The sequence below is a fragment of the Photobacterium sp. CCB-ST2H9 genome, from assembly GCF_023151555.2.
Taxonomy (GTDB): domain Bacteria; phylum Pseudomonadota; class Gammaproteobacteria; order Enterobacterales; family Vibrionaceae; genus Photobacterium.
In genome coordinates this window covers 1,674,227-1,689,895 of sequence record NZ_CP100425.1, presented here as the reverse complement: position 1 = coordinate 1,689,895, position 15,669 = coordinate 1,674,227, and the positions used below count along the sequence as shown (strand labels likewise).

The following is a 15,669-nucleotide window of genomic DNA, read 5'->3' as shown; positions in this document are numbered from 1 at the left end:
GAATAAAGGTTATTTTTCAGACGATTCGATTCTATGTCCATCTGCGCATATCACCAACGTGAATGAAATCGAATACAAATGAGAAGTAAGTCGCAAATCAGAGAGGATTTCAGAAGATTCAAACCATAAAAAAACGGGAGCAACAGGCTCCCGTTTCAAATACATCATGAAGAATGATTAAGCTTCTGCAGGTTTCGCATTCGGAGAAACGTCAACCGTTTTCGCGGCTTTCCCTTCTGCGCCATGCATCCAGCGAATCAGCTGATTTGAGCACACCACCAGAATCAGACCAGAAGCTGCAGCAGTTACTGCGATACCGCCGAAGATTGCCAGAGGGCCGGACTCACCAACATGCGCACCAATCATACCGGCAACATAGTTGGCCACAGCGTTAAAGCCAAACCAGACGCCCATCATCAGAGAGGCCAGACGCAGCGGAGCCAGCTTTGTAATCATTGACAGGCCAATCGGAGAAAGGCACAGCTCACCCATCGTGTGGAAGAAGTAGGCTGCAACAATCCACAGCATGGACGTCTTCGCAGACAAGTCACCGCCCTGCTGCAATACAGCACCAACCATACATACAAAACCAATGGCCAGCAGGAAAAGAGCAATCGCAAATTTAATCGGCGAACTCGGCTCTTTAGGACCCATTTTCACCCACAGGGAAGCCAGAAGCGGCGCCATGGTAATGATAAAGAATGGGTTCAGAGACTGGAACCAGGCTGTTGGCACTTCAAAACTGCCAATCATACGGTCTGCATATTCCTGCGTGTAAATGTTCATCAGACCACCCGCTTGCTCAAAGCCGGCCCAGAAGACGACAACGAACAGACCCATGATCATAATGACTTTCAGACGGTCAATTTCTTTACGCGTCAGAGGTTGTTTTTTACCTGATGAAGACATCGCAGCAGCACGTTTTGCTGCAGGAACCTTACCAATATCGCCCAGCAGTTTTTCTGCAAATACCATCTGAATGATCAGGCTGAGAACCATACCGATACCAGCAGCGACGAAGCCGGCTTTCCAGCCGTAAGCTGATGTTGCCGCTCCGGCGATGATACCAGCCAGTAGTGCACCCAGGTTAATCCCCATATAGAAAATCGTAAAAGCACCATCGCGGCGATGATCGCCCTCTTGATACAGATCGCCAACCATAGTTGAGATGTTTGGTTTGAAAAAACCATTACCAACGATCAGCAGCGCCAGCCCCAGATAAAAAGCCATTGTGGCACTTTGGCCAACCATAGAATGCGGGAGAGCTAGCGTAAACTGGCCTAACGCCATCAACACACCACCAATAATGATCGATCGGCGCTGACCTAAGAAATTATCCGCTACCCAACCACCGATCAACGGTGCGATATACACCAGACCGGTGTAAATACCATAGAGACTGAGGGCATCCTCAGTAGACCATCCCAGGCCACCACTGACTGTTTTATCTGTCAGATAAAGTACAAGAATGGCGCGCATCGCGTAATACGAAAAACGCTCCCAAAGCTCAGTACCAAACAGCAGGAACAAACCTTTAGGGTGCCCCATCAGGGTCCCATTTCCTTTGTTGCTCATAATTATTCTCTTCGTTGAGGTAGTTATGTATCCATATATCCGGCCCATTTTATAAATTACAAACTAAATCACTGCAAATTTTAACAGAAACAGAACAAAATACGAACAACATAAGTTATTGATTTATAAGGAAGTGTTTTTTACACCCAAATTTGAAATTTTACTTTTAACTAATGAATTGGTGTTTAATTCCACAAAATAATCAATATCACAGAATTAAAACCCACACTATTAACTATTTTTGGGTTTTAATGCTTATTTTTTTGATTATTAATGATTGTTACACTTTGAACGGGCCGGGTGAATGGAAAACAATCAACTCAGTAGCAACCGGATTGAGCATCAAGTTGCAAGGTGACGAATAAAAAAAGCAGGTTGATATACCTGCTTTTGAAAAAGATGACACCATTATCCTTTATCAGCTTTTCCTGCTGAACTTGCGAGCTTAGCCAGCTGACAGTCCAGCCAGCGTGGCCGGCGATGATGATCTTCCGCCTTTTCTTTTCTGCGAATCGCATTTCTGATGATCAAAGCGCCAAACCAGCGCAGGGGTTCGGGCGGGAAGCTTGCTAACGGACCCGAGACAAGACCTGAGCGTGTCCAGGTGTTGTTTTCGCCAAGAACAAGTGAAGCAAGAATCTGCCCTCCCATCCAGCTTTGCGCGACACCATTTCCGGAATATCCCAAGCCATAAACAATGTCCGGATTCTCTTTTAAGCGGCCAAAGAATGGCATCCCGGTTGCCGAACGATCTGACGCCCCAGTCCAGGTTGAATCAATCAGCTCAAGCGGGAGCGAAGGAAAAAAACGATGAAAAGCAGCATTTAATATCTGTTGATAACGGCTGGGTTCGTCAAACACCTTTGACATCCGGTTTGCGAACGAAAAGTAATTGCCGCCTTTGCCCAGCATCAGTCTGCCTTCCGGTGTCGTGCGATAGTAGTGAACAAATGTCCGTCCATCGATCACGGTTTTTCCGTCTTTGAGTCCTGTTTTCGCCAGCTTTTCAGGGATCGGCTTGGTGATCATCATGTCTGACGAAACCAGAACGACACTATTTTTAAATTCCGGAAATAACGACGGCATCCAGGCATTCAGTGCTAACACCACTTTTCCGGCCCGGATCCTTCCCTTGGGCGTCGTGATACAGACAGGCTGCTGTTTTTTTTCTATGCCGGTCATCGGCGTCCTTTCATATATGGCAACCCCTGTCTCTTCAGCGACACGCTTAAGTCCCCTGACCAAAAGCCCGGGCTGAACACTGGCAGCGGCCTCAGAAAAATGCCCTTCCTGATGCAGCGCTGAACCGGATTCAGCCTGTACTTTTTCCTTTGTCCAGGGTTGCCATGAACTGATACTGTGTCGTTTCAGCTCATTCAGTACAGAGTCCAGTCCACCCAACTGTGCAGCGTTTGAGGCGGTGTATAATGTGCCATGCCGTCTCAGCTGAGCGTCAATCTGAAATTCTTGACAGAATGCCTCAATCTCATCAATGGCCTGCTCCGATGCTTTCACCAGACGCTTCGCCTCTGCTTCACCATACAACTTTTTCAGGCTCAGAAATTTTGTCGACCAGGTCAGCATACAGCCGCCATTTCTTCCCGAAGCACCGCTGCCGCACAGATCTTTCTCTATCACAGCAATATTGAGGGATGGCTGTTTCTGTTTGAGTTGGATTGCTGTCCACAATCCGGTAAACCCGCCACCGACAATACATACGTCTGCATGGATATCCTGTTCCAATGCCTGAACGGTAGCGTTTGATTCACGCGCTATAGCTTCCTGAAACCAAAACGAACTGTGCTGATTCGATTGCATCACATCACCAATTGGTATAGACCAAAACAATCTATACTCTACGCAACCTGACATGTATGGCTCAAGTGTATCTGCCGCCCTGACACAGAAAATTCATTGAAACGACATGTGCCCTGTATGAGATAGGGCACATAAAGAAATCAGTATCTCCGGCTCAGCGGAAACGGCTCATCGCAATGTAATCATGCTCAGCGGGTACTGATGTATCGTCATCATAGCCGTAAATATCATCCCGGATTTGCAATTGGCCTTTTTCATCCAGCCATGCCGTGCGGTAAATAAAGTCAACAGCCAGCGTTTTTCTCAGGTTAATGGTTGCTGTCGTACGCTTTTTCAGCAGTTTTTCATAGCTGGCACTCTGACCCGAATGTTGCCGCTCCAGCAGAAAATGTGCCAGATCGTGCGCCCGCTCAACCCGCACACATCCGGAGCTGAAATTACGTTTGCTTTTATTAAACAATCGCTTGGAAGGTGTGTCATGCAAGTAGATCGAGTAACTGTTCGGCATCATAAACTTCACCTGCCCTAAAGCATTGTTGGGCCCGGCGCCTTGCTGAAACTCGTATGGAAAGCTCTTGGCTGACACTGTACTCCAGTCAATCTGGCTGGGATCAATCGATTCACTGGCATTTCTGCGCGAAACGATCCGCATGTTATGGTTCGCAAGGTAATTCAGCGACTGTTTCAATTTCGGAATGACATCCTCTTCTTTTATGGTTTCAGGGACATTCCAGGTTGGATTCACAACCATATGATTAATGGCTGAAGAAAACAGGTAAGTCGGTCGTTCACTGCGCCCGACGATGACTTTCGATTCAAACAAAACGTCATTGTCATCCAGAATTCTCAACATAAATTCCGGAATATTCACCTGCAGGATCTCCCCGTGATTATCGCGGCGAATAACCCGGTTTCTCTGCATATTCAGCGCCAGCAGCTGAGCAACCTGCTGATATGACCGCGCCATATTCCGGGCTGTTTCCGGCCCGATAACCCCATCATCGTTTAAACCATGGCGCTGCTGAAAGTGACGAATGGCTGCATGCACCACGCCAGTGTTCACGACTGCAGCCTCCCGGATTGCTACACTGCCGGCTTCAGCGGAGATCAGATTTGAATAATCCTGATCAGACAGATCACCGAAAACATTCAGCATTTTGATCAGCTTTTCACCACGCGGGATGGGTGCACCATACTGAACCGCTGGCCGGCCGGTCAGATAAACGCCGTGAGGCGCTAACTGTTCCAGCTGATTGATCTGAGAAACCAGACTTGAAAAGTTTGAGTCAACCGGACGTAATCGTTTGATTGAACTGAGTGTGACTGGTCCGCTCACGCTTGAAGCATCCTGAAGCTCTTTCATCGACAGCGTAAGGTCCGCAGGCCGGTACAGAGTACTGGGGTCACGTTGTATTTGATGAATCATCGCCTGATACACAAACAGAGTGTCAGTCGCCAGCAAATCGAAACCACGCTGATCGCGCTTATCACGGAGTTGATTCAACTCATTGATGCGTAAAGGTAACCCCGGCACTCGCTGCGTTTCTGCCAGCACCATCAGTTGCTGCATAAATTCATCCACAACGGCTGTATCCTGCCAGGCTGGCATAAAATCCTGGCTGGCATAGAACTTTTGCAGCTGTTCGGGAAAGCAAAGCTGATCGGATTGTGAAGGACAAATCACCCGGGTACTGGTCAGCGGCACTGAATCCAGACCCTGTCGTCCTAACTTTGGCACCGTCAGAGTCGCAGACACCATCGCTCCGGAGGCCGGAAGCAACTGGCTTCCCCCCTCTTCTGCAACCACCATTGGCGAGATCATCAGACTGACCGTCAAGACTCCGGCTGAACCAAGCTTCAGCACTTCAGTCAACCATTCGCCCTGAAAAACCGGCTTATGTGTCACCCTGTAACTTTTTAATCCACCCATAATCAGACAACCTCAACATCTGCTCTACGCTGTGTATTTCATCCATGACAACGCGATAAAATTTCCACTGGAGACCAAATTTTTTTGTCTTTGCTTAGTTAAAGTTTATGCAAATGCACAATCGGGAAGTGTTCAAATTTTGATAATCACTGAAGTTCACGCAGCAGGCATCATCATGAACCCGCTCAAACAATCATTGACGATTTTCACGTTGTTTTTGGTGTAAATTTAGTAATTTTGTATTGCAGATGTGGAAGTGGGTACCATAAAAAAAGCCAACATAAGCATCGCTTACATTGGCTTTCCTATGTATCATCTTGAAAAATTTTGAGAATGATTAACGCAATCCATGCAGGAATTCAGCGCGGGTTGCCGGGTTGCGTTTAAAAATACCACCCAAAGCAGTTGTCGTGGTTTCACTGGTCTGATCCATCACACCACGCGCCTTCACACAGTAGTGTGTGGCATCAATTCTGACCGCAACATCATCACTTTCCAGCAACGTTTGCAGAGCCACAAGAATTTGTTGCGTCAGTCGCTCCTGAACTTGCGGGCGCTGCGCAAAGAACCGAACGATCCGGTTGATCTTGGATAAACCGATGATCTTTCCGCGCGGAATATAAGCAACGGTCGCCTTACCGTCGATCGTGACAAGGTGGTGTTCGCAGGTACTGGTCATCGTAATATCTTTCACCCGCACCAGCTCATCACAGTTCATTTTGTTATCGATGACTGTGATTTTCGGGAAATTGGCATAATCCAGCCCAGAGAAGATTTCGTCCACATACATCTTGGCAATACGCTTTGGCGTATCCATGAGGCTGTCATCGGTTAAATCCAGAGACATCAACTCAAGAATTTCGCGGACATGATATTCGATGCGCTCTTTTTTCTCGGCACTGTCGACAACTTTGTTTGTCATCGGGGTTTCCAGTCCACGAGACTCAAGCGCCTGACGGACTTTCAATGCTGATTCGCTTAATGCTGTCATTCTCTCCTCCAACTGGCCCAGGCTGATGTTCAAGCCTGTTCTGCCTTGCCAGTAAACACTGAGCCCGAAGGATACCTGTATTTGCTAACAATTACACCTCGTATTTGCTGAGGTAATTCGTTCAACCGAGAATTTTTTGTCATAATAGTCAGCAATTAAGAATAACGCTTGAAGGATTAGCAAATGGGTTCTTGTGACGCACCTGGTCTGATGCCAGTAGAAACTGCAATTGAAAAAATGCTGGCTGTCGTGAAACCAATCAGCAAAACCAATACATTGCCACTGTCAGAAACACTCGGACATGTATTGGCAACCGATCTTAAATCGCCAGTGAACGTGCCGCCGTTTGCAAACTCTGCAATGGACGGATATGCCCTGAAACGTGCTGATTTAGACAGTACAGATACCCTCACTCTGAGTGGTCAGTCTTTTGCAGGTACACCGTTCGATGGCACCTGTCAGCCCGGACAATGCATTCGTATCATGACGGGCGCAGAGCTCCCGGCAGGAACGGATACTGTCATCATGCAGGAAGAAACAGAAGCCAACGGCGATCAAATCCGCTTCCTGATTCAACCGAAAGCTGGTGACAATGTTCGCCCGGTTGGTGATGACATCAAACTCGGTGAGGTCGTGGTAGCGCAAGGCACCCGCATCACAGCACGCGAGCTGCCGTTAATCGCCTCACTCGGCGTTGCAAACATCCCTGTTTTCGAACGCCCGAAAGTCGCTTTCTTTTCGACCGGTGATGAACTGCGCCCGTTGGGTGAGCCCCTGGCTGCCGGTCAGATCTACGACAGCAACCGTTACGGTATTCGTGCCCTGCTGGAAAAACTGGGTTGCGATGTCTTGGATTTAGGTATTATTCCGGATGATCCGGCTCAGTTAAATGCCGCGTTTACAAAAGCCACCAGCAATACGGATGTCCTGATCACTTCCGGGGGCGTCAGTGTCGGAGAAGCTGACTATACCAAAGACATCCTGACCCAACAGGGCGAAATCGGTTTCTGGAAGATCGCCATGAAACCGGGCAAACCTTTTGCGTTCGGAAAAATCAAAAGCACCTGGTTCTGCGGGCTTCCGGGAAATCCAGTGTCAGCGATGCTGACGTTTTATCAGATCGTTCAGCCGATGCTGGCTCAGCTGTCTGGTCACAGCCAGTATCAGCCGCCTCAGCGACTGCCAGCTATTGCCGGCACAGTATTTAAGAAACGCCCGGGACGGACCGACTTCCAGCGCGGCATCTATCATGTGAATGAGCAAGGCCAGATTGAGGTCGCCACGACAGGGAATCAGGGCTCCGGTGCATTCAGCTCAATGCATCAGGCCAACTGCCTCGTGATTCTTGAACAGGAACGCGGCAAAGTGCAGCCGGGTGAGATCGTGACGATCGAGCCATTTAACGCCACGCTGTATTAAGTAAACGACGAGCAGGAGTCCGGAATGGAAGAATTATCTGATCAGGAAATGCTGCGCTATAACCGCCAGATCATACTGCGCCAGTTTGATTTTGAGGGTCAGGAAGCACTGAAAGCGGCAAAAATTCTGATTTTGGGTGCTGGTGGCCTCGGATGTGCAGCCAGCCAGTATCTGGTCGCGGCCGGTGCCGGACAAGTCACGCTGATTGATGATGACAAAGTCGAACTGTCTAACCTGCAGCGTCAGGTACTGCATCATGATGCAAATGTCGGCATGCTCAAAGTTGAATCGGCGAAACTGGCACTTGAACAGCTTAACCCGCACAGCCAGATTCACACCATTGCCGAACGCCTGGATGATGCATCTCTGCTGTCTCTGATCGAAGCGCACACGCTGGTGCTGGACTGCAGCGACAACCTGCCGACCCGCAATCAACTGAACCGTTTATGTCATCAGACCAAAACCCCTTTAGTGTCCGGGGCCGCAATTCGCATGGAAGGTCAGGTCAGCGTTTTTACGTATCAGGACGATCAGCCCTGCTACGCCTGCCTGAGCAGTTTATTTGGCGAACAAAACCTGACTTGTGTTGAAGCGGGTGTGATGTCACCGCTGGTGGGGATCATCGGGGCGGTCCAGGCCATGGAAACCATTAAAGTGATCGCAGCCATGGGAACGCCGTTAACTGGAAAAATTCTGTTGCTGGATGCCATGACCATGCACTGGCAGGAAATGAAGCTCATGAAGCAGCCCTCCTGTCCCGTATGCAGTGCATCAGCTTAATTCCTGAGTGATGCTGATCATGAAACACAAAGAGCCTGGCATGCCAGGCTCTTTTTATACGTCTCTCCTTACATGATTACTTCATCATATAAAGATCACGGGTATAACGGTATGCAGAAGCGTTCGTGGTTGAATATCCGCCCACTTTCGGCGACTTAATGACAGTTTTCGTATAGAAGTACACGGGAATCGCAGGCATATCCTCTGAAAAAATCCGCTCAGCTTCCTGGTAGTACTTTTTACGTTCTGCATCAGTCTTCGCAGCTAAGGCATTCGACATCGCCTTATCATAAGCCTTATTCGCCCAGTCTGAATAGTTCATCCCCTTACTTTCAAAGTAAGACAGGAAGGTTGAGGCTTCATTGTAATCGCCAACCCACGCATAACGAGCCAGGCTGAAGTCTTTCTGAGAGAGCTTCTGCAGGAAAGTTTTCCATTCCTGATTCGCCAGATCCACTTCTACAGGCAGGCTTTGCTTCCACATTGACATCATCGCCAATGCCAGTTTCTTATGCGCTTCGTTGGTGTTGTACACCAGCTCAAACTTCAGTGGATTGTCTTTGGTATAACCCGCCTCTTTCAACAGTTCACGAGCTTTTTGGTTCCGTTCTTTTTGCGTCAAATTCGCCCAAGGCAGATTTGGCGCATCAAAACCGGCGACGGCTGGCGGAGTCACACCAAAGGCCGGAATCTGGCCCTGACCCAGAATAATCTTCGTGACGACATCACGATCGATCGCATAAGCCAGCGCCTTACGAACACGGACATCATCAAATGGCTTTTGATCCAAATTGAACAGATAGTAATAAGTTGCCAGAGACGGCATTGTCACTAATTCATCCGGACGATCTTTCTTGATTTGCTTATACTGTTCCAGCGGGAAAGTCGAAGTAATATCAATTTCGCCAGTACGATAACGGTTGTACTCAGCAGTATCATTTTCAATCGCCAGATATGATGCTTTATTGATGACGGTCTTTGCATCATTCCAGTATTTCGGGTTACGGACCAGATCAATCCGCTCATTCACAACCCAGTTCGTCAGTGTATAAGCGCCCGAGCTCACCATATGTTCCGGACGTGTCCAGCTGTCACCATACTTCTCAATCGCTTTACGATACACAGGGAAAGTCGATGGATGAGACAGCATAATCACAAAGTATGGCGTTGGCTGAGTCAGCGTAAACTGAACCGTTTTTGCATCCAGTGCTTTTACACCTAAAGTATCTTTGTCTTTTTTACCGTCGGTAACTTCAGCAGCATTCAGAATATTCGCTGTGGCCAGATACCATGAATAAGGCGCAGCTGAAGCTGGATCGGCATTACGTTTGAAACTGTATTCCACATCATAAGCCGTGAGTGGTTCACCATTCGACCATTGAACCCCGTCACGCAAATAAAAGGTCACGGTTTTCCCGTCTGCCGAAGTTTCCCAATGGGTTGCCAGTGCAGGAATTAAATTACCTTGAGTATCTTCTGAAACTAAGCCATCAAACAGATCACTGATAATTTTGCTGCTGGAATCATCTGTGGTCATCGTCGGATCCAGTGTCGGAACCTCAGTCCCAACGCCCCAGATAATTTCCTGTTTCTTCGCTAAAGCTACGCCAGCCGGAACATCAGCTGCAAAAGTGGCACCAGAAAACATCAATGCGATGCCTGCTGCCAGTGCTTTCATTTTCATTCCTTGCATATTTATTCCTTGTCACATGTTGTGTTGTCAGGTTGAAAAGAACCTTGGATGGGAGCCTGACAAATATGACGGTCAATGGTGTTCCTTACCACTGAACTCTTCGGGGTTCACGACAGGGGTCGCTCAACGTTCAAGAAATCGAAACGTCAGCAACACCGAATTGACATAAACATACGCTGATTATGAAAAAGAGGGAATAGCAGAAGTCACAAAAAAGCCGGTGTCTATCACCGGCTTATCTCAGAGTTACAGTCTTTTCAATTATCGTTGAGACGGATACCGTCATTTTCTATCAGGAGGACACCTTTCTTATAAAGTCCCCCAATGGCTTTCTTAAACGTTGCCTTACTGGTGCGGAAAACTTTAAAAATCTCTTCCGGAGACGATTTATCACTCAGCGGCATAAAACCACCCTGGCGCGCCAGTTCCGTCAGGATCTTATCTGCAATATCGTCAACCTTGGCTTTACCCGCTTTCTGAAGGGATAAATTAATTTTGCCGTCCGGGCGAATTTCTTTGATAAATGCCTTCAGACGCTTTCCGACAAAGAGTTTGCCGAAGGATTCCGTTTTGAACAGCAGCCCCCAGTGCTCGCCTTCGATTACCGCTTTATATCCAAGCTCAGAAACTTCAGCGATTACCACCTGAACTTCATCACCGACCTGATAATGATGCGGTGTTTTATCCAGAAAACGATTAAATTTCATCGAACCGACAATTCTACCGGATGCTTTGTCTGTATAGACCCGGACCATAATCATCTGGCCGGCTTCCAGGCGGCGACGCTGTTCGCTGAACGGAACCAGCAAGTCTTTTTCCAGCCCCCAGTCAACAAATGCACCAACACCGGAAATCCCTACAACTTTCAGATGTGCGAAATCACCGACCTGGGCCAGCGGCTGTTTCGTGGTCGCAATAATGTCATCTTCCGAATCAAAGTAGATGAACACTTCCAGGTTATCTCCCAGAGCTGTACCTTCAGGAACGGACGATTTAGGCAGTAAAATATTGCCGAAATCCTCACCACCATCCAGAAACACGCCAAAATCTACAACTTTCACGACTTCCAGCGTGTTGTACTGACCAATTTTAATCATAAATATGTCACTCTCAGGGTAAAATAATCCGGCGAATGTCCGCCTCATTCTCCTGCTCATACAACTTCTGACACAAAGCTGATGCGGCACCGGAGAAAGCACGCTATTTTGAAACGCGCATTATACGTGATGTTGATTCAGACTGCCTGACCAAAAACAGACTTTCTGAACAAAAAACATGCTGTCGTGCCATAAGCTATTGTCAAGTGGTGCTATTTAACGGCGGCATCAACTAAAATTACCTGAACCGACCCAATTGCGAGGAAAATCTGTAAAGTGATCACCGTTGAAAAGAAAGATGGCCATAACCTGAAACTGTCTCATGTCATTCATGAGGCCAAAAACCGTCAGCTTGATGTTTTTCTTTTCATTCCCGGTGAGCTTGGCCTGAACGCCAACATCATGTCTGAAGATGAGTTCTATCATAATGTCATTCACGGCAAGCGGACTTACTTCAGTGATGTTCATCATCTGCCTCTGGTTCACAGCCGCCTCGCCAGCCGTGGCAACCTGTCTTCGGGCCAGTACCGTTTAAGTCTGAGTTTATTTGCTTACCAGTATGCCGTCGCCCTGGAAGAAACTGTTCACCAACTTCTTGATGAAAAAGTAGAGCGGACCACAGAAGAACTGGAAGAAGTCGCCAGCATTTCCGGCGGGATTCTGAAACGGCTGCGCAGGAATGTGCCAACCGATGAAGAACTGCTGAAATACTACCAGAACATTGATAACTACCTATCCTGGTTTACTGAGCAGCGCTTTCTTTCGCTGGTCGCCCACCTGCCCCGGACAGAAAACTATGGTGAAATCAAAAGCCTGTTTCTGGATTTCTGCGATGCGGAATCTGAGCATCGCCTGACGAACAACTACAATTCTGAGCGTGCTGCTGCCGATCCAACGCGGATGTCGAACAAAATGCGGCTGCTGCGCCGTCTGATTGAATATCCGGTGACTATGAAAGAGAACACCACCGTTCTCGGCAACACGACCAAAAAAGTGGTGACCGGATTTGCCGCCGGTTTTGTGATGATCTTTGTCACCATCATGCTGATTGAGGCCCGCGGTGTACTCGGGGACATTACTGCCTCTTTCATCCTGGTCCTTTCCGTGATTTATGCGGCCCGTGAAGTCTTTAAAGACGACCTCAAACAGGCGCTCTGGCGCTGGGTCCGAAAAGGTAAACCCAAATGGCGGAAACAGTTTTCCGACAGTAACAGTAACAAACTGATTGGCAGACAGCTTGAGTGGCTCGAGTACATGCGGTTTGACGATCTGGAAGATAATGTCAGAAAAGCACGCAAACATAAGGTTTCAGCCAAAGAAGAAACGATCCTGCATTACAAAAGCACCACAAGGATGTCGACAACCAAGTTTCTGACAGGTTATGAGCAGACAAAAGAATCCATTCTGTTTGATCTGCGATTTCTGTCGACATTGATGGAAAAGGGCTCGCAAAAAATCTATGTCATGCGGGATGGTCAGGTTGCCAGAGAATCAGTTGAAAAACGTCATCTGATCAACCTGATTACCTGTGAAAGCGATGAAGATCAGGAACCCAAAATTCAGCGCTGGAAAATTATCATGAACCGTTCGAAGATTGTTGATATCGAAGCAATTGACTAATCCCGGCTCAATCGGTCTCACCACTGACAGTCCGGTTGGCCTCTTCTATGCTTAATTCAGAGGAGGCCCGCCATCTGCTTCAATTAGCCCTACTTTTTGTCCCTTGTTTACTCACGGCAAGTTGTTACCCTTACTGGCAGTCCACCCGTCCCTTATTTTATGGCACCAAGCATGCGTAAACTGACCGAACTGATTTTTAACAATACCTACAGTGAATTACCCAGCCATTTTGGGACACGCATTACCCCGCAACCCTTGGATAATCCTTCTCTGGTCAGCGTCAATCCTGTGATTTGCGATTTGCTTGAACTGGATCCGGCTGAAGCAGGCACGCCGTACTTTGCCGACATTTTCACAGGGAATGATGAATTACCGGGCTTTGAACCCATTGCCATGAAATACACCGGACATCAGTTCGGCCAGTACAATCCGGACCTGGGAGACGGCCGTGGCCTGTTGATGGGTGAAGTACTGACGTCAGCAGGAAAGAAATGGGACATTCATCTGAAAGGTTCGGGACAAACCCCTTACTCTCGCATGGGAGACGGACGGGCTGTTCTGCGATCAAGCATCCGTGAATATCTGGCCAGTGCCGCGATGAAAGGTCTGGGCATCCAGACGACCCATGCACTGGCCGTTCTGGTCAGCGACACCCCGGTTTACCGTGAAAAAGCAGAACAAGGCGCGACCCTGATCCGGGTCGCCGACAGCCACCTGCGGTTCGGACACTTTGAATATCTGTTTTACACCCAGCGCCATGAGGATCTGAAATTACTGGCGGATTATCTGATCAAACAGCACTTTTCAGATCTTCGTGATCACCCTTCCCCGTACGCGGCCATGTTCCAGCGCATTGTCGATCTGACCGCTGTGCTGATTGCGGACTGGCAGGCCGTTGGCTTCGCTCACGGGGTGATGAATACAGACAACATGTCTGTGCTTGGACTGACCTTTGATTATGGCCCTTATGGTTTTCTGGATGACTACCAGCCGGGTTTTATCTGCAATCATTCCGATTACACCGGACGCTACGCCTTTAATCAGCAGCCTTCAATTGCGCTCTGGAATCTGTCGGCACTGGGTTATGCCCTGACGCCTCTGCTGGATAAAGAAGCCATTGACACCGCTCTGCACAGTTATCAAACCCGGCTGCAACAGGAATACAGCATCCGAATGAGAAACAAGCTGGGGATCATGGAGCGGCATGACGAAGACAGCGCACTGTTCAGCCAGATGTTCGATCTTTTGGCAACTCAGGCCGTGGACTACACACTGTTTTTCCGGATACTAACTTCGATCCCAGCCAGTCAGTTGGCTGATAGCAGCCATCTGTTTTCTGAAATCATCCGTGATACTGCGCCGCTTCAGACATGGCTCAGCTTCTATGCCAAACGCCTGACGCTGGAACAGCAAAGCGACGAAGAACGCCTTGCACTCATGCACATGCACAACCCGAAATTCATCCTGCGGAACTATCTGGCCCAAACGGCGATCGAGCAGGCTGAAAAAGGAGACTACGGCATGATAGAAAATTTACTGACCGTACTTGCCCGACCTTTTGATGAGCATCCGGCATTCGAACAATTCGCAGCCAAGCCACCAGAATGGGGAAAAACGCTGGAAATCAGCTGCTCATCCTGACATTTGGATCCAATCAAAAAAGGAGCCGGTTCAAGGCTCCTTTTTGATGTTTCAACGAATCAGTCTCCGCAGATCACCCGACTCACATCCTGCTCAATCAGCCAGCGACGAACGGGTTCAGAATTTTTGACCGCCCGGCCAGTAAATTCACAAGGCTTGCCCGCATCCCGGCTCATCTTTAAAGCTCGCTGAGCCAGAAATATCACCGCGTCGTTATTGTAAGAAGCATAATCCAGTGCTGTATTCCCCGGATCTATCGCCAGCGAAAATTGCGCCAGATGATCCAGGTTGATCACCATGCCATCAAAGTAGTGCAGAAATTTATCGGCCATCAAGGCATTTGCCGGTAAATCGCACATGAAATGTACCTGCAGCCCGGCTTTTCCCCTGAACAGTCCTTGCTCCGCGAGTAAGTCATGTACGGACGCAGCATCACTATATGTCCGGACAAACGGAATCACGATCGCCAGCGGCAAATCACCCGTGACCAGACGCAGGCGCTTGATAAGCTCGCACTGCAGTGTAAATAACTTCGCCCACTCAGGACGGAGATACCGCGACACACCGCGGACACCCATCAGCGGATTTGCTTCCTGCCCATCAATGTGACCCACAGGATCACCCGCTTCTGCACCACTGAATATAATTTTGAAAACGGGTCTGGCGTGCCCTGCCGCGATCCGCTTCTGGGCGAAGTCCGACAACACCTGTACCAGTTTTTCAAACCGTTCCGTCTCAACAGCAGACATCTCACATACAGCATCTGACTGACCGAATGCAGACAAATGAAGACCGATGTCAGCCATACAAGCATCCATCGCGATGAACTCCAGCTGAGCCATCTGCTCCCTTGTCGCATCCATCTGCGAACAACGTGTCACCATCTTCTGATCCGACAAACCGGCTAAAACCTCTTTTGACATCTCCATGTCCCGACTCTCCTTCATCCTTCTCCACCAGCCTTGCTATATTTAATCATTGTGATGCCAACAACCAGCAACATCATCCCTTTTCATGCCATCACATCATTTTCCGGCAACATGAATAATTTTCATTTACTCAAACTCGTACAAACACACGCGATAAAAGCAAGTGAAATGAAACG

At 48.4% G+C, this 15,669-nt stretch carries 11 protein-coding genes; 4 read left to right on the top strand and 7 right to left on the bottom strand.

Translation table 11 applies throughout. The annotated features are described in order from the left end of the window. Positions 1–177: 177 nt before the first annotated feature. From L4174_RS07965 to folE, 4 genes are all read right to left on the bottom strand, one after another. On the bottom strand, positions 178–1,575 hold the full coding sequence (locus L4174_RS07965) for a peptide MFS transporter (RefSeq protein ID WP_248140180.1): 1,398 nt from the start codon (positions 1,573–1,575) through the stop codon (positions 178–180). A gap of 408 nt (positions 1,576–1,983) precedes the next feature. Beyond that, on the bottom strand, positions 1,984–3,393 hold the full coding sequence (locus L4174_RS07960) for an FAD-dependent oxidoreductase (protein ID WP_248140177.1): 1,410 nt from the start codon (positions 3,391–3,393) through the stop codon (positions 1,984–1,986). 154 nt (positions 3,394–3,547) lie between these two features. Continuing rightward, on the bottom strand, positions 3,548–5,323 hold the full coding sequence (locus tag L4174_RS07955) for a murein L,D-transpeptidase (RefSeq protein WP_248140173.1): 1,776 nt from the start codon (positions 5,321–5,323) through the stop codon (positions 3,548–3,550). A 337-nt stretch (positions 5,324–5,660) separates the two neighbouring features. Continuing rightward, the gene (gene folE / locus L4174_RS07950; protein WP_248140171.1) at positions 5,661–6,314 is read right to left on the bottom strand and encodes a GTP cyclohydrolase I FolE; all 654 of its coding nucleotides are present in this window, start codon (positions 6,312–6,314) and stop codon (positions 5,661–5,663) included. A gap of 183 nt (positions 6,315–6,497) precedes the next feature. On the opposite strand from folE, the gene moeA reads away from it, so the two are divergent. Together moeA and moeB are read left to right on the top strand one after the other, a co-directional pair. After that, entirely contained in the window at positions 6,498–7,733 is a 1,236-nt protein-coding gene (moeA, locus tag L4174_RS07945) for a molybdopterin molybdotransferase MoeA (protein ID WP_248140170.1), read from the top strand. A gap of 24 nt (positions 7,734–7,757) precedes the next feature. Continuing rightward, entirely contained in the window at positions 7,758–8,513 is a 756-nt protein-coding gene (moeB, locus tag L4174_RS07940) for a molybdopterin-synthase adenylyltransferase MoeB (RefSeq protein ID WP_248140168.1), read from the top strand. Positions 8,514–8,589: 76 nt separating this feature from the next. Here moeB and L4174_RS07935 read toward each other — a convergent pair whose 3' ends face one another. Beyond that, positions 8,590–10,206 (bottom strand): ABC transporter substrate-binding protein, encoded by a 1,617-nt coding sequence (locus tag L4174_RS07935; protein ID WP_248140165.1) that lies wholly within the window; start codon positions 10,204–10,206, stop codon positions 8,590–8,592. 257 nt (positions 10,207–10,463) lie between these two features. Beyond that, positions 10,464–11,303 (bottom strand): S1 RNA-binding domain-containing protein, encoded by an 840-nt coding sequence (locus L4174_RS07930; protein ID WP_248140163.1) that lies wholly within the window; start codon positions 11,301–11,303, stop codon positions 10,464–10,466. A gap of 276 nt (positions 11,304–11,579) precedes the next feature. On the opposite strand from L4174_RS07930, the gene L4174_RS07925 reads away from it, so the two are divergent. Next, positions 11,580–12,923 carry a hypothetical protein gene (locus L4174_RS07925; RefSeq protein ID WP_248140161.1) on the top strand — a complete coding sequence of 448 codons (1,344 nt, stop codon included), beginning with the start codon at positions 11,580–11,582 and terminating at the stop codon, positions 12,921–12,923. Between the two features lie 171 nt (positions 12,924–13,094). After that, positions 13,095–14,564 carry a YdiU family protein gene (locus tag L4174_RS07920; protein WP_248140159.1) on the top strand — a complete coding sequence of 490 codons (1,470 nt, stop codon included), beginning with the start codon at positions 13,095–13,097 and terminating at the stop codon, positions 14,562–14,564. Between the two features lie 59 nt (positions 14,565–14,623). On the opposite strand, the gene L4174_RS07915 is transcribed toward L4174_RS07920, so the two are convergent. Then, positions 14,624–15,493 carry a putative PEP-binding protein gene (locus L4174_RS07915; protein WP_248140157.1) on the bottom strand — a complete coding sequence of 290 codons (870 nt, stop codon included), beginning with the start codon at positions 15,491–15,493 and terminating at the stop codon, positions 14,624–14,626. Positions 15,494–15,669: the final 176 nt, after the last annotated feature.

Coding starts and splice junctions, on each gene's coding strand:
- folE (WP_248140171.1), bottom strand. CDS start 6,314: ATGACAGCATTAAGCGAATCAGCATTGAAAGTCCGTCAGGCGCTTGAG.
- L4174_RS07965 (WP_248140180.1), bottom strand. CDS start 1,575: ATGAGCAACAAAGGAAATGGGACCCTGATGGGGCACCCTAAAGGTTTG.
- L4174_RS07915 (WP_248140157.1), bottom strand. CDS start 15,493: ATGGAGATGTCAAAAGAGGTTTTAGCCGGTTTGTCGGATCAGAAGATG.
- L4174_RS07920 (WP_248140159.1), top strand. CDS start 13,095: ATGCGTAAACTGACCGAACTGATTTTTAACAATACCTACAGTGAATTA.
- L4174_RS07935 (WP_248140165.1), bottom strand. CDS start 10,206: ATGCAAGGAATGAAAATGAAAGCACTGGCAGCAGGCATCGCATTGATG.
- moeB (WP_248140168.1), top strand. CDS start 7,758: ATGGAAGAATTATCTGATCAGGAAATGCTGCGCTATAACCGCCAGATC.
- L4174_RS07955 (WP_248140173.1), bottom strand. CDS start 5,323: ATGGGTGGATTAAAAAGTTACAGGGTGACACATAAGCCGGTTTTTCAG.
- L4174_RS07930 (WP_248140163.1), bottom strand. CDS start 11,303: ATGATTAAAATTGGTCAGTACAACACGCTGGAAGTCGTGAAAGTTGTA.
- moeA (WP_248140170.1), top strand. CDS start 6,498: ATGGGTTCTTGTGACGCACCTGGTCTGATGCCAGTAGAAACTGCAATT.
- L4174_RS07960 (WP_248140177.1), bottom strand. CDS start 3,393: ATGCAATCGAATCAGCACAGTTCGTTTTGGTTTCAGGAAGCTATAGCG.